Annotated in this window: 17 protein-coding genes; 8 read left to right on the top strand and 9 right to left on the bottom strand. The window is 65.6% G+C overall.

Annotated elements, in window-relative coordinates:
- Window positions 1-36 precede the first annotated feature (36 nt).
- The 3 genes from ASE00_RS19575 (at window position 37) to ASE00_RS19585 (ending at window position 3,855) form a co-directional block, all read left to right on the top strand.
- Window positions 37-2,481 (top strand): hypothetical protein, encoded by a 2,445-nt coding sequence (locus ASE00_RS19575; protein WP_056383417.1) that lies wholly within the window; start codon window positions 37-39, stop codon window positions 2,479-2,481.
- 123 nt (window positions 2,482-2,604) lie between these two features.
- On the top strand, window positions 2,605-3,324 hold the full coding sequence (ung, locus tag ASE00_RS19580; RefSeq protein WP_056383418.1) for a uracil-DNA glycosylase: 720 nt from the start codon (window positions 2,605-2,607) through the stop codon (window positions 3,322-3,324).
- 72 nt (window positions 3,325-3,396) lie between these two features.
- Complete coding sequence (locus tag ASE00_RS19585) at window positions 3,397-3,855, top strand: pyridoxamine 5'-phosphate oxidase family protein (protein ID WP_056383419.1); 459 nt, start codon at window positions 3,397-3,399, stop codon at window positions 3,853-3,855.
- A gap of 3 nt (window positions 3,856-3,858) precedes the next feature.
- Here ASE00_RS19585 and ASE00_RS19590 read toward each other — a convergent pair whose 3' ends face one another.
- Window positions 3,859-4,443 carry a permease gene (locus ASE00_RS19590; protein ID WP_235538759.1) on the bottom strand — a complete coding sequence of 195 codons (585 nt, stop codon included), beginning with the start codon at window positions 4,441-4,443 and terminating at the stop codon, window positions 3,859-3,861.
- A 202-nt stretch (window positions 4,444-4,645) separates the two neighbouring features.
- On the opposite strand from ASE00_RS19590, the gene ASE00_RS19595 reads away from it, so the two are divergent.
- Complete coding sequence (locus tag ASE00_RS19595) at window positions 4,646-5,911, top strand: MFS transporter (protein WP_056383420.1); 1,266 nt, start codon at window positions 4,646-4,648, stop codon at window positions 5,909-5,911.
- A gap of 29 nt (window positions 5,912-5,940) precedes the next feature.
- Here the strand turns inward: ASE00_RS19595 and ASE00_RS23640 are convergent, their stop codons facing one another.
- Together ASE00_RS23640 and ASE00_RS19600 are read right to left on the bottom strand one after the other, a co-directional pair.
- Window positions 5,941-6,093, bottom strand: a complete 153-nt coding sequence (locus ASE00_RS23640; RefSeq protein ID WP_156405528.1) for a hypothetical protein — start codon at window positions 6,091-6,093, stop codon at window positions 5,941-5,943.
- Window positions 6,094-6,141: 48 nt separating this feature from the next.
- Window positions 6,142-6,585 carry a hypothetical protein gene (locus tag ASE00_RS19600; RefSeq protein ID WP_056383421.1) on the bottom strand — a complete coding sequence of 148 codons (444 nt, stop codon included), beginning with the start codon at window positions 6,583-6,585 and terminating at the stop codon, window positions 6,142-6,144.
- A 136-nt stretch (window positions 6,586-6,721) separates the two neighbouring features.
- Here ASE00_RS19600 and dinB point away from each other — a divergent pair, with 136 nt between their 5' ends.
- The 4 genes from dinB to ASE00_RS19620 all read left to right on the top strand — a co-directional run bounded on the left by dinB (window position 6,722) and on the right by ASE00_RS19620 (window position 11,267).
- Complete coding sequence (gene dinB / locus ASE00_RS19605) at window positions 6,722-7,852, top strand: DNA polymerase IV (protein WP_200957976.1); 1,131 nt, start codon at window positions 6,722-6,724, stop codon at window positions 7,850-7,852.
- A gap of 30 nt (window positions 7,853-7,882) precedes the next feature.
- Window positions 7,883-8,545: a DsbA family oxidoreductase gene (locus tag ASE00_RS19610; protein WP_056383422.1), complete on the top strand. Its 663-nt coding sequence runs from the start codon at window positions 7,883-7,885 to the stop codon at window positions 8,543-8,545.
- A gap of 266 nt (window positions 8,546-8,811) precedes the next feature.
- Window positions 8,812-10,440, top strand: coding sequence for a hypothetical protein (locus ASE00_RS19615; RefSeq protein ID WP_056383423.1), 1,629 nt, complete (start codon window positions 8,812-8,814; stop codon window positions 10,438-10,440).
- 14 nt (window positions 10,441-10,454) lie between these two features.
- Window positions 10,455-11,267 carry a hypothetical protein gene (locus tag ASE00_RS19620; RefSeq protein WP_056383424.1) on the top strand — a complete coding sequence of 271 codons (813 nt, stop codon included), beginning with the start codon at window positions 10,455-10,457 and terminating at the stop codon, window positions 11,265-11,267.
- Window positions 11,268-11,474: 207 nt separating this feature from the next.
- Here ASE00_RS19620 and ASE00_RS19625 read toward each other — a convergent pair whose 3' ends face one another.
- The 6 genes from ASE00_RS19625 to htpX all read right to left on the bottom strand — a co-directional run bounded on the left by ASE00_RS19625 (window position 11,475) and on the right by htpX (window position 18,668).
- Complete coding sequence (locus ASE00_RS19625; RefSeq protein WP_235538760.1) at window positions 11,475-13,349, bottom strand: tetratricopeptide repeat protein; 1,875 nt, start codon at window positions 13,347-13,349, stop codon at window positions 11,475-11,477.
- Between the two features lie 5 nt (window positions 13,350-13,354).
- Window positions 13,355-13,882: a glycine cleavage system protein R gene (locus ASE00_RS19630; protein WP_056383618.1), complete on the bottom strand. Its 528-nt coding sequence runs from the start codon at window positions 13,880-13,882 to the stop codon at window positions 13,355-13,357.
- 67 nt (window positions 13,883-13,949) lie between these two features.
- On the bottom strand, window positions 13,950-15,677 hold the full coding sequence (locus tag ASE00_RS19635; protein ID WP_056383425.1) for a heparinase II/III domain-containing protein: 1,728 nt from the start codon (window positions 15,675-15,677) through the stop codon (window positions 13,950-13,952).
- A 10-nt stretch (window positions 15,678-15,687) separates the two neighbouring features.
- Window positions 15,688-16,350 carry a ribulose-phosphate 3-epimerase gene (rpe, locus tag ASE00_RS19640; RefSeq protein ID WP_056383426.1) on the bottom strand — a complete coding sequence of 221 codons (663 nt, stop codon included), beginning with the start codon at window positions 16,348-16,350 and terminating at the stop codon, window positions 15,688-15,690.
- 52 nt (window positions 16,351-16,402) lie between these two features.
- Window positions 16,403-17,680 (bottom strand): RsmB/NOP family class I SAM-dependent RNA methyltransferase, encoded by a 1,278-nt coding sequence (locus ASE00_RS19645; RefSeq protein ID WP_056383427.1) that lies wholly within the window; start codon window positions 17,678-17,680, stop codon window positions 16,403-16,405.
- A gap of 31 nt (window positions 17,681-17,711) precedes the next feature.
- Window positions 17,712-18,668, bottom strand: coding sequence for a zinc metalloprotease HtpX (htpX, locus tag ASE00_RS19650; RefSeq protein WP_056383428.1), 957 nt, complete (start codon window positions 18,666-18,668; stop codon window positions 17,712-17,714).
- Window positions 18,669-18,684: the final 16 nt, after the last annotated feature.

Below are 18,684 nucleotides of genomic sequence, written 5' to 3' on the forward strand. Positions count from 1 at the left end.
ATCGCTCGATTCGCGATTCCTGTAGGATCGCGATCCATGGGGAAGGCACCGCATCCACTGGATCGCTGGCGTGCGGCTACGGGGGCCGAGGCGGACGCCGTTAGAGCCGCTGCCGCCGACAGCGAAACCTCTGAAACATCAGAGGAAAAAGCCTCCCGCGACGGTGAGGAGCTGCTGCTGTCCGATGCCGTGCCGACGGATCTGGCGGCCTTGGCCGAGCCGGTGTCTTCGATGCCGCGCCGCCGCGCGGGGGATGTCGCGGTCGGCGCGTTGTTCGGCATGATGGCGGCGGGCTGGGTAGCGCTGTGGATTGGCGGAGTCGCTCCGACGGGATTCGACGTCGCCGCGATCGCCAGCAGCGTCGCGCTGGCCAGCGGACCGCTCGCCTTGCTCGGCATCATCTACATGCTGATTCAGCGCGGCACCCGGGGCGAGGTGCGCCGCTTCGGAGAGACGGCGCTGTCGATGCGGATAGAGAGCCGGCGCCTCGAGGAGGCCGTCGCCCGCGTGTCCGCGGCGCTCGACAGCCGCCGCAGCGACCTGGCCGCCCATAGCCGGGCCCTGCTCGAAGAAGGCAATCGCGCCGCCGAAAAGCTCCAGCAGATCAGCATGGACATGCGTGACGAGACGGACCTGCTCTCGCGCCAGACCACGTTGCTCCACAACGCCGCCGGGGTTGCCCGCGCCGACATGAGCGGGCTGATGCAGGACCTGCCCCGGTCGCTCGATATGGTCGGCGAGGTCAACGAACTGATCAAGTCGATCGGCAGCAGCGCCCGCGAGCATGCCGAGGGTCTGTCGGAGGCGCTGAGCGCCATCATCGCGCGCAGCCATGAGGCCGACGAACTGATCGGCACGGCTTCGGGACGGCTCGCGACCCAGATCGGCAAGATCGAAACCCGCACCGAGCGCACGGCGCGGACGATCGACGAGGCCGCGACCGGACTGGGCGCCGCCGTCGACGCCACGCTCGACCGCGCGGCCGCCGCACTCGACCAGAGCCGTACCAGCCTCGACCTGCAGCGCGAGGCGATGGCGGCGATGATTGAGCATGGCCGCGCCGCGCTCGACGAGGCGGGCACCGCCGCCGCCGCCTCGATCGCGGAGCGCCTGTCGGAAATGAGCCGTCTCGCCAACGGCCTGTCGGCGCAGCTCGTTCAGCAGGATGAGGATGCCCGCCGCCTCGTCGCCAATCTCGAACATGCGCTGGGCGCGATCGAGGGCCGGTTCGAGGCGCTGGGCGCGACCGGCGCCGAACAGACCGCCGACCTGGCGGAGGTGATCGTGGCGCTGAGCGACCATGTCGAGAGCCTTGGCTCCGCCGTCAGCAACAGCATGGCGGGCGCACGCACGCTCACCGACCGTGCCAACGGCCTGCGCATCGCCTTCGATTCGATCATCGCCAATGTCGAGCGCGACCTGCCGCAAACGATGCAGCGCGTCGAGGGCGAGGCAGCCCGCGGCGATATGGCGATGCGCGCGATCACCGCACAGGCCGAGCAGCTCGCCGCGACTGTCGAGCGCGCCACCGACCGGCTGAGCTCAGCCGACATGATGATCGACCGGCAGCGCGACGCCATCGCAGGGTTGGGCGACCAGGCGGCGCGGCGCATGGCGGATATCGCGGCCGAGGGCGACAACATGCTCGAACGCCAGCGGCAATTGTCCGACGCCTTCGCCGAAGAGGCGAACGCGCGACTCGAGGCGCTGCGCGATCATAGCAACGAACTGGCGCGGCTGATCGGCGAGAGCGAGGCGAACATGCGCGCGCTGTCCGACCTGTCGGGCGGCAAGCTGATCGACGCGATCCTGAAGATCCGCGAGACCGCGGGCGAGGCGGCGCGCGGTGCGCGGGCGGCGCTCGAATCGATCATCCCCGACGCCAGCGACAAGCTGGCGCGCAGCGGCGCGGAAGCGATCGAGCGCGCCTTCGGCGACCAGATCACCCAGCGCATCCACCTGATCTCCGACACCGCGGAGGCCGCGGTGGCCGCCGCCAACCAGGCGAGCGAACGGCTGTTGCGCCAGATGCTGTCGGTGGCGGAGGCGACCGCCGGGATGGAGAAGCGAATCGCCGAGGCGCATGCCCGGCAGGAGAAGCAGGGCCAGGAAGAGGTCAGCCGCGAGGTCGCGATCCTCGTCGAGCATCTCAATTCGGCGGCGATCGACGTCACCAAGCTGCTGTCGCACGACGTGCCAGATGGCGCGTGGAAAGCCTATCTGCATGGCGATCATGGCGCTTTCACGCGCGCCGCCGTCCGCCTGCTCAGGACCGAGGAAGCCGCGCGGATCACCGGCCTCTACGACGGCAATGTCGAGTTTCGCGAGCATGTGAACCGCTATATCCACGATTTCGAAGGCCTGCTGAAACGCGTCCTCGGCAGCCGCGACGGCGGTGCGCTGGCGGTGACGATGCTGTCGTCGGATATGGGCAAGCTCTATGTCGCGCTGGCGCAGGCGATCGAGCGGCTGCTGATCTGACACTGGTTTTGTCATCCCGGCGAAGCTGGGATATCAGTTTTCTTTGGTGGGATAAGGCAAAGAGATCCCAGCTTCGCTGGGATGACGGTTGTTTGTGGCGGGATCCTGCGCCACACATCGCGCATGGCCGACATCAAGCTCCACGATAGCTGGAAAACCCCGCTGGAGGGCGAATTCGCCGCGCCCTACATGGCCGCGCTCAAGACCTTCCTCTCGGGCGAGCGCGCCAGCGGCAAGCGCATCTTTCCGGCGGCGAGTGAGTGGTTCCGCGCGCTCGACCTGACCCCGCTCGACAAGGTCCGCGTCGTCATCCTGGGGCAGGATCCCTATCATGGCCTGGGGCAGGCGCACGGGCTGTGCTTCAGCGTGCGGCCCGGCGTCCCGCCGCCGCCCAGCCTGGTCAATATTTACAAGGAGCTGAACAGCGATCTGGGCCTGCCGCGCCCGGGCCACGGTTTCCTGGAACATTGGGCGCAGCAGGGTGTGCTCCTCCTCAACAGCGTGCTGACCGTGGAGATGGGGCTGGCCGCTTCGCACCGCGAGCGCGGCTGGGAAAAGTTCACCGACGCGATCATCCGGCTGGTCAATGCCAAGGCCGATCCGGTCGTGTTCATGCTATGGGGCAGCTATGCCCAGAAAAAGGCGGCGTTCGTCGACTCGATCGACAAGGGCGGTCATCATCTCGTCCTGAAGGCTCCGCATCCTTCGCCGCTCTCCGCGCATAGCGGTTTCTTCGGATGCAAGCACTTCTCCAAGGCCAATGCCTTTCTGGAATCGAAGGGACTGACGCCGATCGACTGGTCGCTCCCCGCGTTGGAGCCCGCGGCACCGGCGCTGCTCTGACCGCGCCGCCGTAACGAGCGGACCGATCGGCCAGGGGCGGCGTTCTCCTCCTCAGCAGCAGAGGAGAGCGACATGAGCGACCGGACCTTGGCCGAGCTGGCCGAAAAGATGCGCGACATCGATTTCACCATGTTGTCGACGCGCACGGCGGGCGGCGCGATCGGCGCGCGGCCGATGAGCAACAACCGTCAGGTCGATTATGACGGCGACAGCTATTATTTCACCTATGAGGACGCGCTGATGGTCGCCGACATCCAGGCCGATCGTCATGTCGGCCTCAGTTTCCAGGGCAAGTCGGGCATCCTCCATGCCAAGCCTTTCTTCGTCGCGGTGGAGGGCACCGCGGATCTTGTCCATGACAAGGCGCGGTTCGAGGAGCATTGGACCAAGGACCTCGACCGCTGGTTCCCTCAGGGGATCGACACGCCCCGGCTGGTGATGATCCATGTCCGCGCCGAACGCGTTCATTATTGGGATGGTGAGGATGAGGGTGAGGTGCGCGTGCCCGACACCGCCGAAGCGGCAGAATAACGGCTAGGCCGACCGGTCGAGCAGCGGGCCCATCGCGACGATGTCGCCCGCGCTGTAGACCAGCTTGCCCGGAGTGCCTTCTTCGACCGCATGGAAGAAGAAGGGCGTTCCGAAGCCGCCACCTTCGACCAGCTGAGCGGCCATGTCCGACGCGACCGCGGTGATCAGGTCCGCCTGCGCACCGCTGTCCGAGCTGGTCGTCGCGGTCAGCTTATGGGCCATATAGGTCTGATATTCGGCAAGCGTCGTTTCCGGGCGATACATGTAATTGAGCTCGCGATAGGGTTCGCCTGGCCAAGGGTAGATGACGTAGCGCATCTCCAGCTGGCGAAAGCCCTCCGGATATTCCTGATGGACCACCTGACAGACGGCGCAGTCCTTGTTGGTGAACATATAGCATATGCCGGCCGAGGCCCTGTCCCGCGCGGGCTGGCGGATGCTGGGCAGCATGGCGAGCTGGTCCCAGAAGGGCGCGAGCTGCGCCTGGAACCCGGCTTGTTCGGGAATCCCCGCGCCCTGCGCGCCCGCCCGCGTGGCCATCGCCAGCGCAGGGAGCAGCGCGAGCAGCTCCCGCCGGTGCAGTCTCATGCCTTCCGATCCCCGATCGTCTCTGTCGCGCAGATAGTGTCGCGATCAGAGCGCGCCGTCCAGTGGGGCACGCGCGCCGCAGCCAGCGGTCGTCACATAACCGCCACCGGCAGTCGTTATCGGCTTGGACCTCGTCGCCGCTATCGGCTATGGGGACGCCCGAGTGATGCCGATAACGATCCAATAAGGCGCAAAATCCCGCATGACCCCGTCCTTCCGGCTTCTCGCCAAGCGCCGGTTCCTGCCGCTGTTCGTCACCCAGTTCCTGGGGGCCTTCAACGACAATCTGTTCCGCACCGCGATGATCATGCTGGTCATCTACCGCATCTACAACGATCCGGCGCAGGAGGCTGCTTTCTCAGCTGTAGCGGGCGGGCTGTTCATCCTGCCTTTCTTCCTGTTCTCCGCACTGTCGGGCCAGCTTGCCGATTGCCATGACAAGGCGCAGATCATCCGGATCGTGAAGACCGCGGAAATCGCGATCATGGTCGTGGGCGCGACGGGACTATTCCTGCACAATGTGCCGCTGATGCTGCTCGCCCTTCTGTCGATGGGCGCCCACTCGACCTTCTTCGGCCCGATCAAATATGCGATCCTGCCCCAGCATCTCGAGGAGGATCAGGTGTTGCCCGGTACCGGGCTGGTGGAGGCGGGCACCTATATCGCGATCCTCGCCGGCACCATCGCGGGCGGCATCATCACCTCCGAACATGCCGCGATCGGGGTGTTGCTCGTCGCCTTCGCGGGCTGGCTGTCGGGGCGTCAGGTGCCTCCAGCGCCGCCGCTGGTGCAGGACGCCGGGGTCGACTTTCACATCATCCGTTCGTCGATCAAGCTGGTGTCGGACACCATGCATGTCCGCCGGCTGTTCCTGGCGATCCTGGCGATCAGCTTCTTCTGGGCGCAGGGCGCGATCCTCGCCGCGCAGTTCCCGCCGCTGGTCAAGAATGTGCTGGGCGCGAATCAGGCGGTGGCGACGCTGTTCCTGGCGGTCTTCTCGGTCGGGGTCGCCATCGGTTCGGTCGCGGTCAACCGCATCCTCCAGGGCGCGGTGTCGGCGCGCTGCTCGCCCGTCGCCGCGCTGGTGATGGGGGCCTTCGTCTGCGATCTGTGGTGGACTGCGCATTATTGGCCGGCGCCGGAAGGTGCGCTCGAGACGCTCGATGCCTTCCTGAACCTGCCCGGTGCTTATCGCGTGCTGGTCGACCTGCTGGGGATCGCGATCGCCGGGGGCATGTTCGTCGTGCCGCTCTATGCCTTCCTGACCACCACCGTCGCAAAGTCGCAGACCGCGCGTACCGTGGCGGCGAACAACATCGTCAATTCGGGCGCGATGGTCGGCGCCACGCTGCTGCTGGCTGCCATGGTCCATGGCGGCGTGTCGGTCGCCGAAACGCTATTGATGGTCGCGGTGGCAAGCATCGGCGCGGCGTGGCTGGCCTGGCTGCTCCACAAGGCGTGCGATTGAGCTGTCCGTTCAGCCCGTGAGCTGTCCGTTCAACCCGGTATCAGGGCGCTGAAGGCGATAACGCCGAATATATATGCAAGCAGGAACAGGCGCAGGTCATAGCGCCATTTCTCGCTGGTGGGATCGAATCGCATAGTTGCTAAATGACGGATGGCGACACGACTGTGAAGCCGCATCGCCATCCGCTCCCGCTAGCCCCCGTCCCGCACGGAGACGTACGGCAAGCTTGCTCAGCCGTTGATCGCGACCGAAGCCGGGGTCTCCGGCGCCTGGGTATTCTCGTTACCGCGGCCGCGGAACTTGGTGATGTTGTCGCGCGCCTGATCGATGCGCTCATGCGCCATCGTCGACAGGTCGTCGGCAGCCTTTTTGAGCCGGTCACCCGATGAGGAAGCGACATCGCGCAGCTTGTCGCGGTTCATGAAGATCGCGACGCCCGCTGCGACGATGCCGGCGATGACGCCTGCTGCGATCGACAGGCTGGTGCGGTCGGTCGGCACCTGTTTGATCGCGCGGGTGGCGCGGGTCCGCGCCGAGCGGACCGCCGTTTTTGCTTCGTCGGTCAGCGCCTGTGCCCGGGTCGTGCGCGTAGCGGCAGCACGGGTGGTCCGCTTGCGCGGGGTAGCTTTGGCAGTGGCCGAACGCTTGCGCGTCGTCGTGCTCGTGGTAGCCATAGTCGCTTCTCCTCTCAGGATATGCTGGATTTGCAGGAAAAACGCCGCGCTCATGGCAGGGTTCCGCGAAAAGGATCGATATGCGCCGAAACGCGCGCTGGCATGGCCGTTCGCTCTGTTGTATCTGCTTTGTTCCATGGATCGACCCGATCAGGCGCCCGAACGTGCGGGTGCGGCCGAGGGAGGCCGCAAGATCATCCATATCGACATGGATGCCTTCTATGCGTCGGTCGAACAGCGCGACGATCCGGCGCTGCGCGGCAAGCCCGTCGCGGTCGGTGGCACCCGCGAACGCGGGGTGGTCGCCGCCGCGAGTTATGAAGCCCGAAAATATGGCGTGCGATCGGCGATGGCGTCGGCGGTGGCGCGGCGGCAATGTCCCGACCTGATCTTCGTGCGCCCGCGCTTCGACGTCTATCGGGAGGTGTCGCGTCAGATCCACACCATCTTCGCCGACTATACCGATTTGATCGAACCGCTCTCGCTCGACGAAGCCTATCTCGACGTCACCGAAAATCATCAGGGCATCACCACCGCGACCGAGGTGGCCCGCGCGATCCGCGCGCGCATTCGGGAAGAGACCGGCCTCACCGCCTCGGCAGGCGTTTCCTACAACAAGTTCATCGCCAAGCTCGCCTCGGACCACAACAAGCCCGATGGCCTGTGCGTGGTCCGGCCCGAGCAGGGACTGGCCTTCATCGAGCGTCTGCCGGTCGGGCGCTTTCACGGCATCGGGCCCGTCACCGCAAAACGGATGGAGAAGCTGGGCATCCACAGCGGGGCCGACCTGCGGCGCTGCAGCCGCGAGTTTCTGGCGCAGCAGTTCGGCAAGTCGGGGGATTATTTCTATCTCGCCGCGCGCGCGATCGATCATCGCCCGGTGCGGCCCGATCGCGTGCGCAAGTCGATCGGATCGGAGAACACCTTCTTCCAGGACCTGTTCAGCCATGACGACCTTGCCGCGGCGCTCGCCGACTCGGCGGAGACGGTGGCGCGCCATGCCGAGCGAACGGGCAAGGCGGGGCGCACCGTGTCGATCAAGCTTCGCTATGCCGATTTCCGCACGCTCACCCGCGCCCGCACGCTGCCCGCGCCGATCGCCGACGCTGCCCGGATCACCGAAGTAGCGTTGGCGCTGCTCGCGCCGCTGGAGCCGGTCGAGCTTGGGGTGCGGCTGCTCGGCGTCACCCTGTCGGGCCTCGGCGAGGGCGAGGAGGAACTGGTCGTCACCGCCGAGCAACTGGCCCTCGCGCTCGAATGGGTATAAGCCTCGCAGCACAAGAGAGAGGGTGCCGCCATGCCCAAAGACCTGAAGATCGACTTCGTGTCGGACGTCTCCTGTCCCTGGTGCGTCATCGGCCTGCGCGGGCTGGAAATCGCTCTTGAGCGGACCAGCGATGTGGTCAGCGCCGATATCCGCTTTCACCCCTTCGAGCTCAATCCGATGATGGTGAAGGAGGGCGAGAATGTCGGTGAGCATGTCGCGCGTAAATATGGCTCGACCCCCGAACAATCTACGGCCGCGCGCGAGATGATTCGCGGCCGCGCCGGCGACGTCGGCTTTGCGATCAATTTCACCGACGACAGCCGCATCTACAACACCTTTGACGCGCACCGGCTGCTGCACTGGGCCGAGGGCGAAGGCGGTGGGTATCAGCAGGCGCTCAAGCACCGGCTGTTCGAAATCTATTTCAGCGAGCAGCGCGATCCTTCGGACCATGGGGTGCTGCTCGAAGCCGTCGAGGACGCCGGGCTCGATCGTGCGCGGGCCGCGGAGATACTGGCGTCGGACCGCTATGCCGAAGACGTCCGACAGGCCGAGCATCTGTGGCAGAGCCGGGGTGTGCATTCGGTACCCGCGATCGTGATCAACGATCGCTATCTGATCTCGGGCGGCCAGCCGCCCGACGCCTTCGAACAGGCACTGCGTGGCATCGCGGCGGAGCTGGCCGAAGCCTGAACCGACTATCTCTGCCAAAACGGATTCATCTGTGCTTTGTGATCCGGCACGGACCAGGAATTATTGCACCCTCATAACGATCTTCTTCCGCAGGATATTGGCGCTTGCCTTCGTGCATCGCCGATCCGGCGTAGGTCATCGATATCTGGGGGCGTTAGATGCCGTTTGCGAGACCAAGCCTCCAAAATTCGAGAATGGCAGCAGGATTTTCTGTGGCGGCTCTGATATCTGGAGTCTGGGCCGTCACTCCCCTTCACGCTCAGGATTTGACCGATCTCGACAGCGTGGTAATCCGGCAACGCGTGAACGCGGCTTATGAGAAGGCGCCCGAGACCTTCAAGAAGGATTTGGCTGCTGCGGGTGAGCGCACAATAGTCGTACAGCCCGGCGATTCTCCGTCTTCCATCATCTCTCGCCAATTCGCGGTCGGTGTCAGTAATGCGCCGCAGGCCTATGCCTTGCTGGAGCGCGCCCTGCTCACCCGCAATGAGATCGCCACGAAGGGGCTGCCCGTCGGGTCCGAAATACGAATACCCGACCTGCCAAGGCTGGCGCTTTCGAAGCCCAATCCCTTGAAGGCTTGGAACGGCATTCCAAAGATCGCGATGCGTCTTGGCGGCGGTGCGGCCATGGATGGCGGCACCCCTGTAACGGCGAGCCCGCTGGATGTAAGCGACGTCGGGCGCCCGGCGGCACAGGCCGTAAGTATCTACCGCACGACCAGCGTGGAAGATGCGCAGCAGGCGATGGCGGCGTCTCCCGATACCGTAAGCTTGGAGATGGCGATCCTCCAGATCGATTTCTCCGATGGCGCATCGGCTGGTCAGGCACAGGAATTTTCGCTGTCGCCATCGGACGAAAAATTGGTCCGGTCGAAGATTTCTGGTCCGGCGAAACAATTGCCCGTTCTGATCATCCTTGATGACTCGTGGCCGGATGACGATGCATTTCGCGAAGCGCGGGACTTTTTCCAGCAATCGATCGACACGATCCGGGAAAAATATCGTGTTGTCGACGACAAGATCGACACGGCGATATGGAAGCAGGCAGACGCGCCGTGGCTGCGACCAAAGCCGTCGGTGCTTCATTCGGCTGAAATCAAGGAAGCGCTGGAAGGTCTCCAGGCTCTCGAAACGAGCGGGCCGCGTGTCCGCGTGATCTATGTCCCGTTGTTCGCTTTACAGAAGGGGGCAGCAGCTGTGTTCCGACAGATCATCGCCTTGGATCAGGCGATAATCCTGAGAAACGGATCGTTCGATGACCCCGCGCCAAGCGACGTGTTATCGAAGTCGCGCGAGTTCGCGGCCTCGGCGGTCGAACGGATCGGCAAGGCGACGGATCTGGACATCCAGAAGACCGATGTCGCGCTGGTCCAATCGATATTCGCCTTTTGCCAGCATTATGGCGCGACGTTCCGCCAACCCTGCTTCGTGAACACCTCCTGGACGGTTCCTGCCTTCAGGCTGCAGCCGCGTATGCCCGACGCCTATTATGGCACGATCGTCGCCGCAGCCGGCAACAAGGGCGACAAGAGCGACATATATGGAAACAATGTCCAGTTCGCGGCGCGCAGCATGTCGCCTCCGGGCGATGTGCTCGCGGTGATGAATATCGACGCCGCGGGTGCGCCGGCATGCGAATCGAGTGTTTTCGGGCCTGACAACCTCGACGTGTTCGGCCTCGGCTTTTCCGGACAGCTCAAAAACGGCTGTGGAACCAGCTTCGCGTCGCCGAGAGTGGCCTGGTTGCTGGCGGCCAGAGAAGCCATGCGCCTACCGGCCACTGATTATCGCAAATGGCGAAACAGTCTTTGGAAAGAGGTGACGAGCAGCCTGAATCCGACAGCGGCAGGTTATGATCGGCGCCGTCTGCGGCTGGACAAGTTCTTTCAATAGCAAAGGGGTGGCATATGATGGCGACGCGGACTTTGATCGGCCTGACGGCAATGGGAATGCTTGCGGGCTGCGGCGGGGTCAATTCGAAGACCGCCTGGAACGATGTTCTCAAACATTGCGCCAATTCTTCGTTGAACGGTAAGAAGATCCTGTATTTCGGACCGACCAACGCTGTTGGTCCAGGCTCAATATGGCGCAAAGACGACAAGGGGGTGTTCCGCCTGCGTTATGATCTTTCGCAGATGCCAAAGCCTCAGGGCTTTACAGGGCCCTACGCACCTACGGGATGTGATGGGCAGGTTTCGACCAACTTCAAGCTGGGTCTCGATGCTTCGCTCGACGTGAAGGTCGTTTCGGCAGCAGTGAAAAATGATCTCTCGAAGGCACGCAGCGTGACCGCCAAGGCCGAGTCTATCAGTTGGGTTCCGATCGCCGAGGGACCGTTCGAGAATTATGTGCGGGCACTTCCGGTTGGCGATAGCGTGAAGGACGATGTGCTGAACAATCAGCGTTACATCCTGACGCGCGCCCTGAAGGTGAGTGGGTTTTCGACTGAAATGACCTTCAGCTCCGAAGTGGCGACGGATCTCAAGGCGAAATATCCCGACGGTCCCCTGCCCGGAGGTGTCGCTGGTTCGGTCAGCGGTGGCCTTTCGTTGAGTTGGAGCACGACCGGCACGCTCAAGATCACATCTACCGATGATTTCTACATCGCCGGTGAATTCCAGCAGTTCAAGGCCGATGGCTTTGCGGCCGCGGGCGCACCGTCCTTCGGCGAGAAGGTCGATATCGGGGTGAAGGCCAAGGCGGCACGCGACGACAATTGATCTGGGCGTGGGGGCGGTCGAGCTGATCTTATCACATCGCTTGCCCTGGCTTGTTGATTCGGAGTGATTTCCAGGCGGATGGAAACATCTGCCGGTTCGGAGATCACTTCGGATCGCAAGCTCCAGAACGCTTGTCGAGTTGAAGACGATACCATCCGAAATCAGTTGGTTGCGGTGGTATTCCACAGGGATGCCGCCGCGATGGGATCAGGGCGTTATCCTTATATGTTCAGGCGGCTGACCGGCGAAATATCGCTGATAAGCTGCGACATAGCCTGCCTCGATATTGCGGGTGAACCGCGCGCTGTCGAACAGCGGGGTGGTCAGCCGCTGCGCGTCGAGCTTCGCGCGGATCGCCGCTAGTCGGTCCCGATTGGTGGCGAGGGCCAGGGCGAGCGCTTCATAGTCGGCCGCGCTTTGCGTGATCAGCTCGGGCAGGCCGATCGCGGTCAGCAGGCTGGCGGCGACCCGCGCGGCGAAGCTCTCGCCCTGCTTCGTCACGATCGGCAGGCCGCCCCACAGCGCATCGCTTGCGGTGGTGTGGGCGTTGAAATTGAAGCTGTCGAGAAACAGATCGGCGAGCCGCTGGCGGGCGAGATGTTCGGCCTGCGGCAGCCGATCGGCGAAGATCAGCCGGGCCGGGTCGATCCCGCGCTTCGCCGCCTCCTTCGCCAGATTGGCCTCGACCTGGCCATTCGCGCGGAACAGCCACAGCACACTGTCCTCGACCTGGCCGAGCAGGCGCATCCAGATATCGAACAATTCAGCGCTGAGCTTGAAGCTGTTGTTGAAGCTGGTGAAGACGAAGCCGTTTTCGGGCAAACCCATCGCGGCGCGGCTTTGTGGCGCGGCGGAGATCGGGCGCCGGTCGTCATTCGCCATATAGCTGTCCGGCAGGCTGATCACCTTTTCCGTGTAAGCGTCGCGCAGGCGTTCGGGGATCAGCACCGGATCAGCGATGATATAGTCGATGAAGTCCGCGCCTATCGTCCCGGGGTAGCCAAGGTAGTTGATCTGCACCGGGGCAGGGCGGAGGGCGAGGATGCCGAGGCGTGCTCCGGTGGTATGGCCCTTCAGGTCCACGGCGACGTCGATCCCGTCGCGGCGGGCGAGCTCGGCGGCCTCGCGATCGCTGAGCCCGCGAATATCGCGGAAGGTCTCGACCGCGCTGGTCAGCCGCCGACGCATCGCGTCGTCGCGGGCAGGGCCGTAGCTATAGACGTGGATCGCGAAGCGCTCGCGATCGTGCAGCTCGAACATCCGCGCCGTAAGATACATCGTGGCATGATCATGGATGTCGGCGGAGAAATAGCCGATCCGCAGCCGTTCGGGCATTTGCGCCGGACGTGGTGCGGCGGGGAGTGGGGTTGCCCGATATCGCTCGGCGATAAGCCGCTCGGAGCGGATGCGGTGCCGCGTCGGATCATCCTCCCTTGCCAGCATCATGAACGGAGCGACCGCATGACCCTCGATACCGACACGGGGGATCCATGTTGCGTCGGCGGCGAGCCCGTCCCAATCGCAACCATGCGCCTCAAGGTTGAGCTTGTGGGTGCGGGCAGGGGCATAGCCGGGGGCGATGGCCAGCGCGCGGCGGTAGCAGTCGAGCGCATCCTCTGGACGCCCCCTTTGCTGAAGGAGATTGCCAAGATTGTTGAGCGCGATCGCGTGACCGGGATCGAAACGGATCACCGCGCGATACTGGTCGATCGCGGCGTCAATGCGCCGGGCGCGGCGCAGCAGTTCGGCGATGGCGAAATGGGTTGGGGCATGGCCGGGCCGCCGGGCGGAGGCCTCCATATAGGCGGTCAGAGCAGCATCATATTGCCCGGCCCTGGTAAGCGCGGACCCTAGATTGTGATGCGCTTCGGCATCACCTGGTGTGATCGCGACCGCCCGCCGGAATCGGGCCAGCGCCTCCTCTACCTCGCCCAGCCGGGCATGGGTAATGCCCAGCAGCTGCTGAAGGAAGGCCGAGTCGGGATATTCTTCCGCCAGTTGCGATCCGGCCTCGATCACTTCGCGGTCGAGACCAGATCGCTGCAGCCGGAGGAGTTCGTCGATGCGCGCTTTGGGTGGCACGGCCGTCAGGCGGCCTCGGGCTGGACGGTGACGTCGACCATGATCTCGCCCGAGATGCGCTCGAGCGCCTCACGCACCTGATCGGTCGAAACCCCGGCCGGGACGAGCAACCTGGCCTTGCCACGGAACAGCGGCGCGCCGGACCAGGCGCTGTCCTCGATCGCGGTGGTGAAGTCCTCGATGTTGACGTCGAGCCCGGCGAGGACCGTCGTGACCTCGCGGACGATGCCGGGACGGTCCTGCCCGACGATTTCGATTCCGAAGGGCTCGCCATGCCGCGCGCTGCCCGCGGGCGACGACGGCACGATCGCTACGTTGAGCCCGACCGCATCGATCGCCTTGGCTGCCGCCTCCAACTCGCCGAGGCGCTCCTCGGGCAGCTCGACCAGCACCGAACCGACATATTTGCCGCCGAGCCGCGACAAGTGGCTTTCCAGCCAGTTGCCCCCGGCCGCGAAGACCGCATCGGCGATCGCGCGGGTCAGGCCGGGCCGGTCGCTGCCGACCACCGTGAGGATTACCGATTGGGTCATTGCATCTTCTCCATAACGCGCGATGCTGCGCGGATTCCCGCGCGACCGCAACCAGCCTCCATGTCCGCTATCCGGACCGCGCCAGGATCCACGTCACTTCGACCCCCTCAGCCGGGGCGGGGCCGGTGATCACCAGCTGCCGGGTCGCCTGCGGCCGGCCGCGCGAGTCGATCCACAGGCTGTCCTCGATACCGACCTCGCCGCCGATCGCGCGGAAACGCCACAGCGCGCCTTCGGCGATACGGAGCAAAGCACCTGCGCCATCGGCAGTCGCGGACACCTCGACGCCGGGGGCGAGGTGGAAGCGGATCGCATAGTCGACCGTCTTGCCGCGCGCGCGCCGCCCCTCGGGGATCAGCATGTCCTGGCCGCGGACCTCGCCGCCGCCGGGCGCGATCGCGATCTTGCGGCGGTGGGCCAGGCCATAGCGGCGGACATAGCCGTCATGGCGCATCTCGATGCTGCTGCCCTGGAAATCCTCCTGCCGGTCGACCTCGACCTCGGTCACGCCCTTGCCCAGCGAACCGTCCGAATGGATCGCGGTCGAATTGCTGTCGTCGAGCACGAGAGTCGAATGCGCCGCAGTGCTGCGCAGCGCATTGGCGAGTTCGGGATGGAGGGCATTGTTCGCGCCGCGCCCGCCGCCGCAATTGACGATCAGCCGATAGGGGCCATCGGACATCTCCATCGCCAGCGTGGAGGCACAGGCCCGGGTCGCGAAGCGCGAGATCGGTGGTGGCGCCGCGTCCACGACGATGCGGGTGTGGCCCGTCTGGAGGCGCTGATAGCCCCATTCGCGCGACTGGCGCAGTGGCCGGGTGCGGATTCCCGATGCGGAGACCACGGCGTCGATCCGGCCGCCGTCGATCGGTGCGGACCCCTGCCAGCTCGACAGGCCGCCATCGCCCAGCGTCAGGCCCAGCAGTGGCGGCACCGCCTTCGCCAGTGCATCGGTGAGTGCGGCAGGCGGACGCTGGCCGCGCATCTCATAATATTTGCGGAGCATCGCCAGCAGGCCGACGAGGTCCATCTGTTCGATCGGCGAGCGGCTGACGATGCCGCCATCGCCGTGCAGCGCCGCGTCGAGCGCGCGGGCGAGACCCTTCTCGCCGTGGAGCTGACGCAGCTCGCCCCCGGGAATCAGCAGCCCGGCGGCGACCACCCCGGCCCAGGCGGCGACGCGGCCCAGGCCGGGGGCCGCCTTGTCGGCGCTGCGGTCGAGATGCTTGGCGCCGCGGCTGAGCGCATTGAGCGCTGGCCCGCGCAGATCGTCGGCGGTCATGATCAGCGGCGCATGGCTGCCCCAGAACAGGATGCGCCGTCCCCACAGATCGGGCCGCCAAGCTGCCTCGTGTACCTGCTTGCCGAAGGCATCGATCCAGCGGCGGGTGAGCAGTTCGGCGATCGGCGCGACCCGCTGGCGCGGCCCGGCGGCGCTCAGGTCGCGCAGCCAGGCGAAGCTCTGCAAATGGTCCGAAAAGGCGGATGAGATGTCGCGCGGACGAAAATCATAGCTTTCGATCGCCACGCTCTCGCCCTGCCACAATATCTCGCCGTCGAGCATCGCGCCGCCGAGGCGGACCATGCCCTCGATCGGGTCGGTGGGAACGTCATAGAGTTTGAGCGGATAGCGGCCGCGCAGACGCAGACCATGGACTGGGGTGCGCCAGGCGAGTTCGTGGAGGCGGCCGGAAAGGCGTTCGGCGAGCGAGCGGCTCTTGTCGTGCTCGACGCGGATGAGGCGCCGGCCGGGTTCGACCGTATCGTCGAATCCTGATCCGCCGGCATCGCTCATCGCGCGCGTCTCACGCCTGTTTCAGGCCCGCGATGTTGCCGGCATAGGCTGTCGGCCCGCCCTTGAAGGTGGCGGTGCCCGCGACCAGCACGTTCGCGCCCGCCGCGATCACACGCGGCGCGGTCTTCGCATCGACGCCGCCATCGACCTCCAGGTCGATAGGCTTGCCGGTCTTGTCGATCATCTTGCGGATCGCCTCGATCTTGCGAAGCTGGCTCTCGATGAAGCTCTGCCCGCCGAAGCCGGGGTTGACGCTCATCACCAGGACGAGGTCGATCTCCTCAATGATATAGTCAAGGGTCTTGGCCGGGGTCGCGGGATTGAGCGACACGCCCGCCTTCTTGCCCAGCGCCTTGATCCGCTGGACGGTGCGGTGGAGATGCGGGCCCGCCTCCTGATGAACGGTGATGATATCCGCCCCGGCATTGGCGAAATCCTCCAGGAAACTATCGACCGGGGAGATCATCAGATGGACGTCGAACGGCTTGGTGGTATGCGGGCGCAGCGCCTTCACCACCATCGGACCGATCGTGATGTTGGGGACGAAATGGCCGTCCATCACGTCGACATGGATCCAGTCGGCGCCCGCTTCGTCGATGGCGCGGACTTCCTCGCCCAGGCGGGCGAAGTCGGCGGAAAGGATCGAGGGCGAAATGAGGATGGGGCTGGTCATGATCGCCCCGGATTAGCGGGGTGTCGGAAGGGGGGCAAGGTAGGCAGCACCTTCAGCCGCGACGAAACCGCGCGATGAAGAAGCCGTCGGCACCGCCCTTTTCGGCGAGCGTGCCCGGCCGCACCCGGACGCGGCCGACCTTGTCGGGCGCAAAGCCTTGGGGAAGCTCGTCCGCCGTCACCGGATCGATCCGCCATTCCTTATTGGCCGCGACGAAAGCCTTGGCGATCTGTTCGCCCTCGTCGGCCTCGAGCGAGCAGACCGCATAGACCAGCGTTCCGCCCGTGGCTACGAGCTCGGCGGCATGTCCGATCAGCCCCGCCTGGGCTTCGGCGGCGTCCGCGATAACGCGCGTCCCTGCACGATGAAGGACGTCGGGATGGCGGCGGAATATGCCGGTCGCCGAACAGGGCGCATCGAGCAGCACCGCATCATAAGGCGCGCCTTCGCGGAAGCTGCCCGCGTCGGCGACGTGCGTGCGGGCGGTCAGGCCAGTGCGCTCCAGATTCTCGGAAAGGCGCGCCATCCGCGCTTCGGACATATCGACCGCGTCGACCGTCCAGCCTGCGCTGGCGAGCTGCATCGTCTTGCCGCCCGGCGCGGCGCACAGGTCGAGCGCGCGGCGGCCCGCGCCATTGCCCAGCAAGCGCGCGGGAATCGCGGCGGCGATGTCCTGCACCCACCAGACACCGTCGTCATAGCCGGGCAGATCGACGATCCGGCGGCCCGCAGGAATGCGGACATGATCCGGTGCGAGGCTTTCACCCTCGAGCTGCCCGGCCCAATCGGCGATGTCGGTTCCGGCTTTGAAGCTGAGGTCGACCGGGGGCGGGACGGCGATTGACCGGCGCGCCGCCTCGGCGGCCTGCGCGCCCCAGCTGCGCGCCCAGCGTTCGGCAACGGCAGGCGGCAGATGCGGCGGATCGGGCAGCGTCCCGCCCTCGCGCAGGACATGCGCGAAAACCCCGTGGACCAGCTTGCGCGGTCCACCATCGACCAGTGGCAGCACGGTGGTGATCGCGGCATGCTGCGGCGTGTTCATCGCCAGCGCCTGGACGAGCGCGATGCGCAACACCATCCGCGCCTTGGCATCGGCGGGGAGCGGGCGTTCGGTAGCGGCGTCGATCAGCGCGTCGAGATCGCTGGTCCGGCGCAACACCTCGGCAGCGATGGCATGGGCGAAGGCGCGATCGTCGCCGCGGTCGAGCTCTGCGCAGGCGGCGTCCATGGCGGCTTCGAGCGGCAGGCCACGGCGCAGCACGGCGTCGAGAAGGCGCAGCGCGGCGCGGCGAGTAGGTGTTCCGGCGGGGTCTTCCTGGCGTGATGTCATCGACGCCCCCTAGCCGTTCGTCGGCAGCGCCTCAATCGCCGTGCGGATTGAGCGCGCTCGCGCGGCGTTTCGTCTTCGGCACGGACGAGGGCGTGGCGCTCCGGCGGGGGGCGGGCATCGCGGCAAAATTGGGGGAGGGGGTCAGCACGCCCATTTCGTTGGCGATCATTTCCAGCTGGGCAATGCGGTTCTCGGTCGCGGGGTGGGTCGAGAACAGGCTGTCGCTGCCGCGCGTCATCCCCGGCACGATATACAGCGCCGCTGCGGCGGGGTTGCGCTCGACCACCGGATTGGGAATGTGCGCGGCGCCTTGCGCCAGTTTTGCGAGCGCGGAGGCGAGCGCGCGGGGTTTGCCGGAAATCTCCGCACCGCCCCGATCCGCGCCATATTCGCGCGAGCGGCTGATCGCCATCTGGACGATCATCGCGGCGAAGGGGGCGACGAAGACCGCCAGGATCGTCGCCAGTATCTGCCCGCCGTCGCGGCCCCGTCCGCCGCCGAAGAACAGGCCGAAATTGGCGAGCATCGAGATCGCGCCCGCGATCGTCGCGGTCATCGTCATGATCAGCGTGTCATGATGCCGGACATGCGCCAGCTCGTGCGCCATCACCCCCTCGATCTCGTCCCGGTCGAGGATGGCGAGCAGCCCGGTGGTTGCCGCGACCGCGGCATTGGCGGGGTTGCGCCCGGTGGCGAAGGCGTTCGGGTGCGGACTGTCGATGATGTAGACGCGCGGCATCGGCATGTTCGCACGGCGCGCCAGCCCTGCGACCAGCCCAACGAATTCGGGGCAGTTGCTGGCGTCCACCTCGCGCGCGCCATGCATGCGCAGCACGATCGTGTCGGCGTTCCAATAAGTGAACAGGTTCATACCGGCGGCGACGATCAACGCGACCATCGCGCCGCCGGTGCCCCCGATCGTAAAGCCGAGCGCCATGAACAGCGCCGTCAGCGCCGCCAGCAGCATCGTCGTCTTCACCATGTTCATCTTGCCATTGCTCCTC

Origin of the sequence: Sphingomonas sp. Root710 (genome assembly GCF_001429065.1) — a bacterium.
Classification (GTDB): domain Bacteria; phylum Pseudomonadota; class Alphaproteobacteria; order Sphingomonadales; family Sphingomonadaceae; genus Rhizorhabdus.

Bases quoted from the DNA above. Each gene is read 5' to 3' on its own strand.
- ASE00_RS23640 (WP_156405528.1), bottom strand. From the start codon at position 6,093: ATGGCGATGCGGCTTCACAGTCGTGTCGCCATCCGTCATTTAGCAACT.
- ung (WP_056383418.1), top strand. From the start codon at position 2,605: ATGGCCGACATCAAGCTCCACGATAGCTGGAAAACCCCGCTGGAGGGC.
- ASE00_RS19595 (WP_056383420.1), top strand. From the start codon at position 4,646: ATGACCCCGTCCTTCCGGCTTCTCGCCAAGCGCCGGTTCCTGCCGCTG.
- ASE00_RS19600 (WP_056383421.1), bottom strand. From the start codon at position 6,585: ATGGCTACCACGAGCACGACGACGCGCAAGCGTTCGGCCACTGCCAAA.
- ASE00_RS19630 (WP_056383618.1), bottom strand. From the start codon at position 13,882: ATGACCCAATCGGTAATCCTCACGGTGGTCGGCAGCGACCGGCCCGGC.
- ASE00_RS19620 (WP_056383424.1), top strand. From the start codon at position 10,455: ATGATGGCGACGCGGACTTTGATCGGCCTGACGGCAATGGGAATGCTT.
- ASE00_RS19575 (WP_056383417.1), top strand. From the start codon at position 37: ATGGGGAAGGCACCGCATCCACTGGATCGCTGGCGTGCGGCTACGGGG.
- htpX (WP_056383428.1), bottom strand. From the start codon at position 18,668: ATGAACATGGTGAAGACGACGATGCTGCTGGCGGCGCTGACGGCGCTG.
- ASE00_RS19635 (WP_056383425.1), bottom strand. From the start codon at position 15,677: ATGAGCGATGCCGGCGGATCAGGATTCGACGATACGGTCGAACCCGGC.
- dinB (WP_200957976.1), top strand. From the start codon at position 6,722: ATGGATCGACCCGATCAGGCGCCCGAACGTGCGGGTGCGGCCGAGGGA.
- ASE00_RS19585 (WP_056383419.1), top strand. From the start codon at position 3,397: ATGAGCGACCGGACCTTGGCCGAGCTGGCCGAAAAGATGCGCGACATC.
- ASE00_RS19645 (WP_056383427.1), bottom strand. From the start codon at position 17,680: ATGACATCACGCCAGGAAGACCCCGCCGGAACACCTACTCGCCGCGCC.
- ASE00_RS19610 (WP_056383422.1), top strand. From the start codon at position 7,883: ATGCCCAAAGACCTGAAGATCGACTTCGTGTCGGACGTCTCCTGTCCC.
- rpe (WP_056383426.1), bottom strand. From the start codon at position 16,350: ATGACCAGCCCCATCCTCATTTCGCCCTCGATCCTTTCCGCCGACTTC.
- ASE00_RS19590 (WP_235538759.1), bottom strand. From the start codon at position 4,443: ATGAGACTGCACCGGCGGGAGCTGCTCGCGCTGCTCCCTGCGCTGGCG.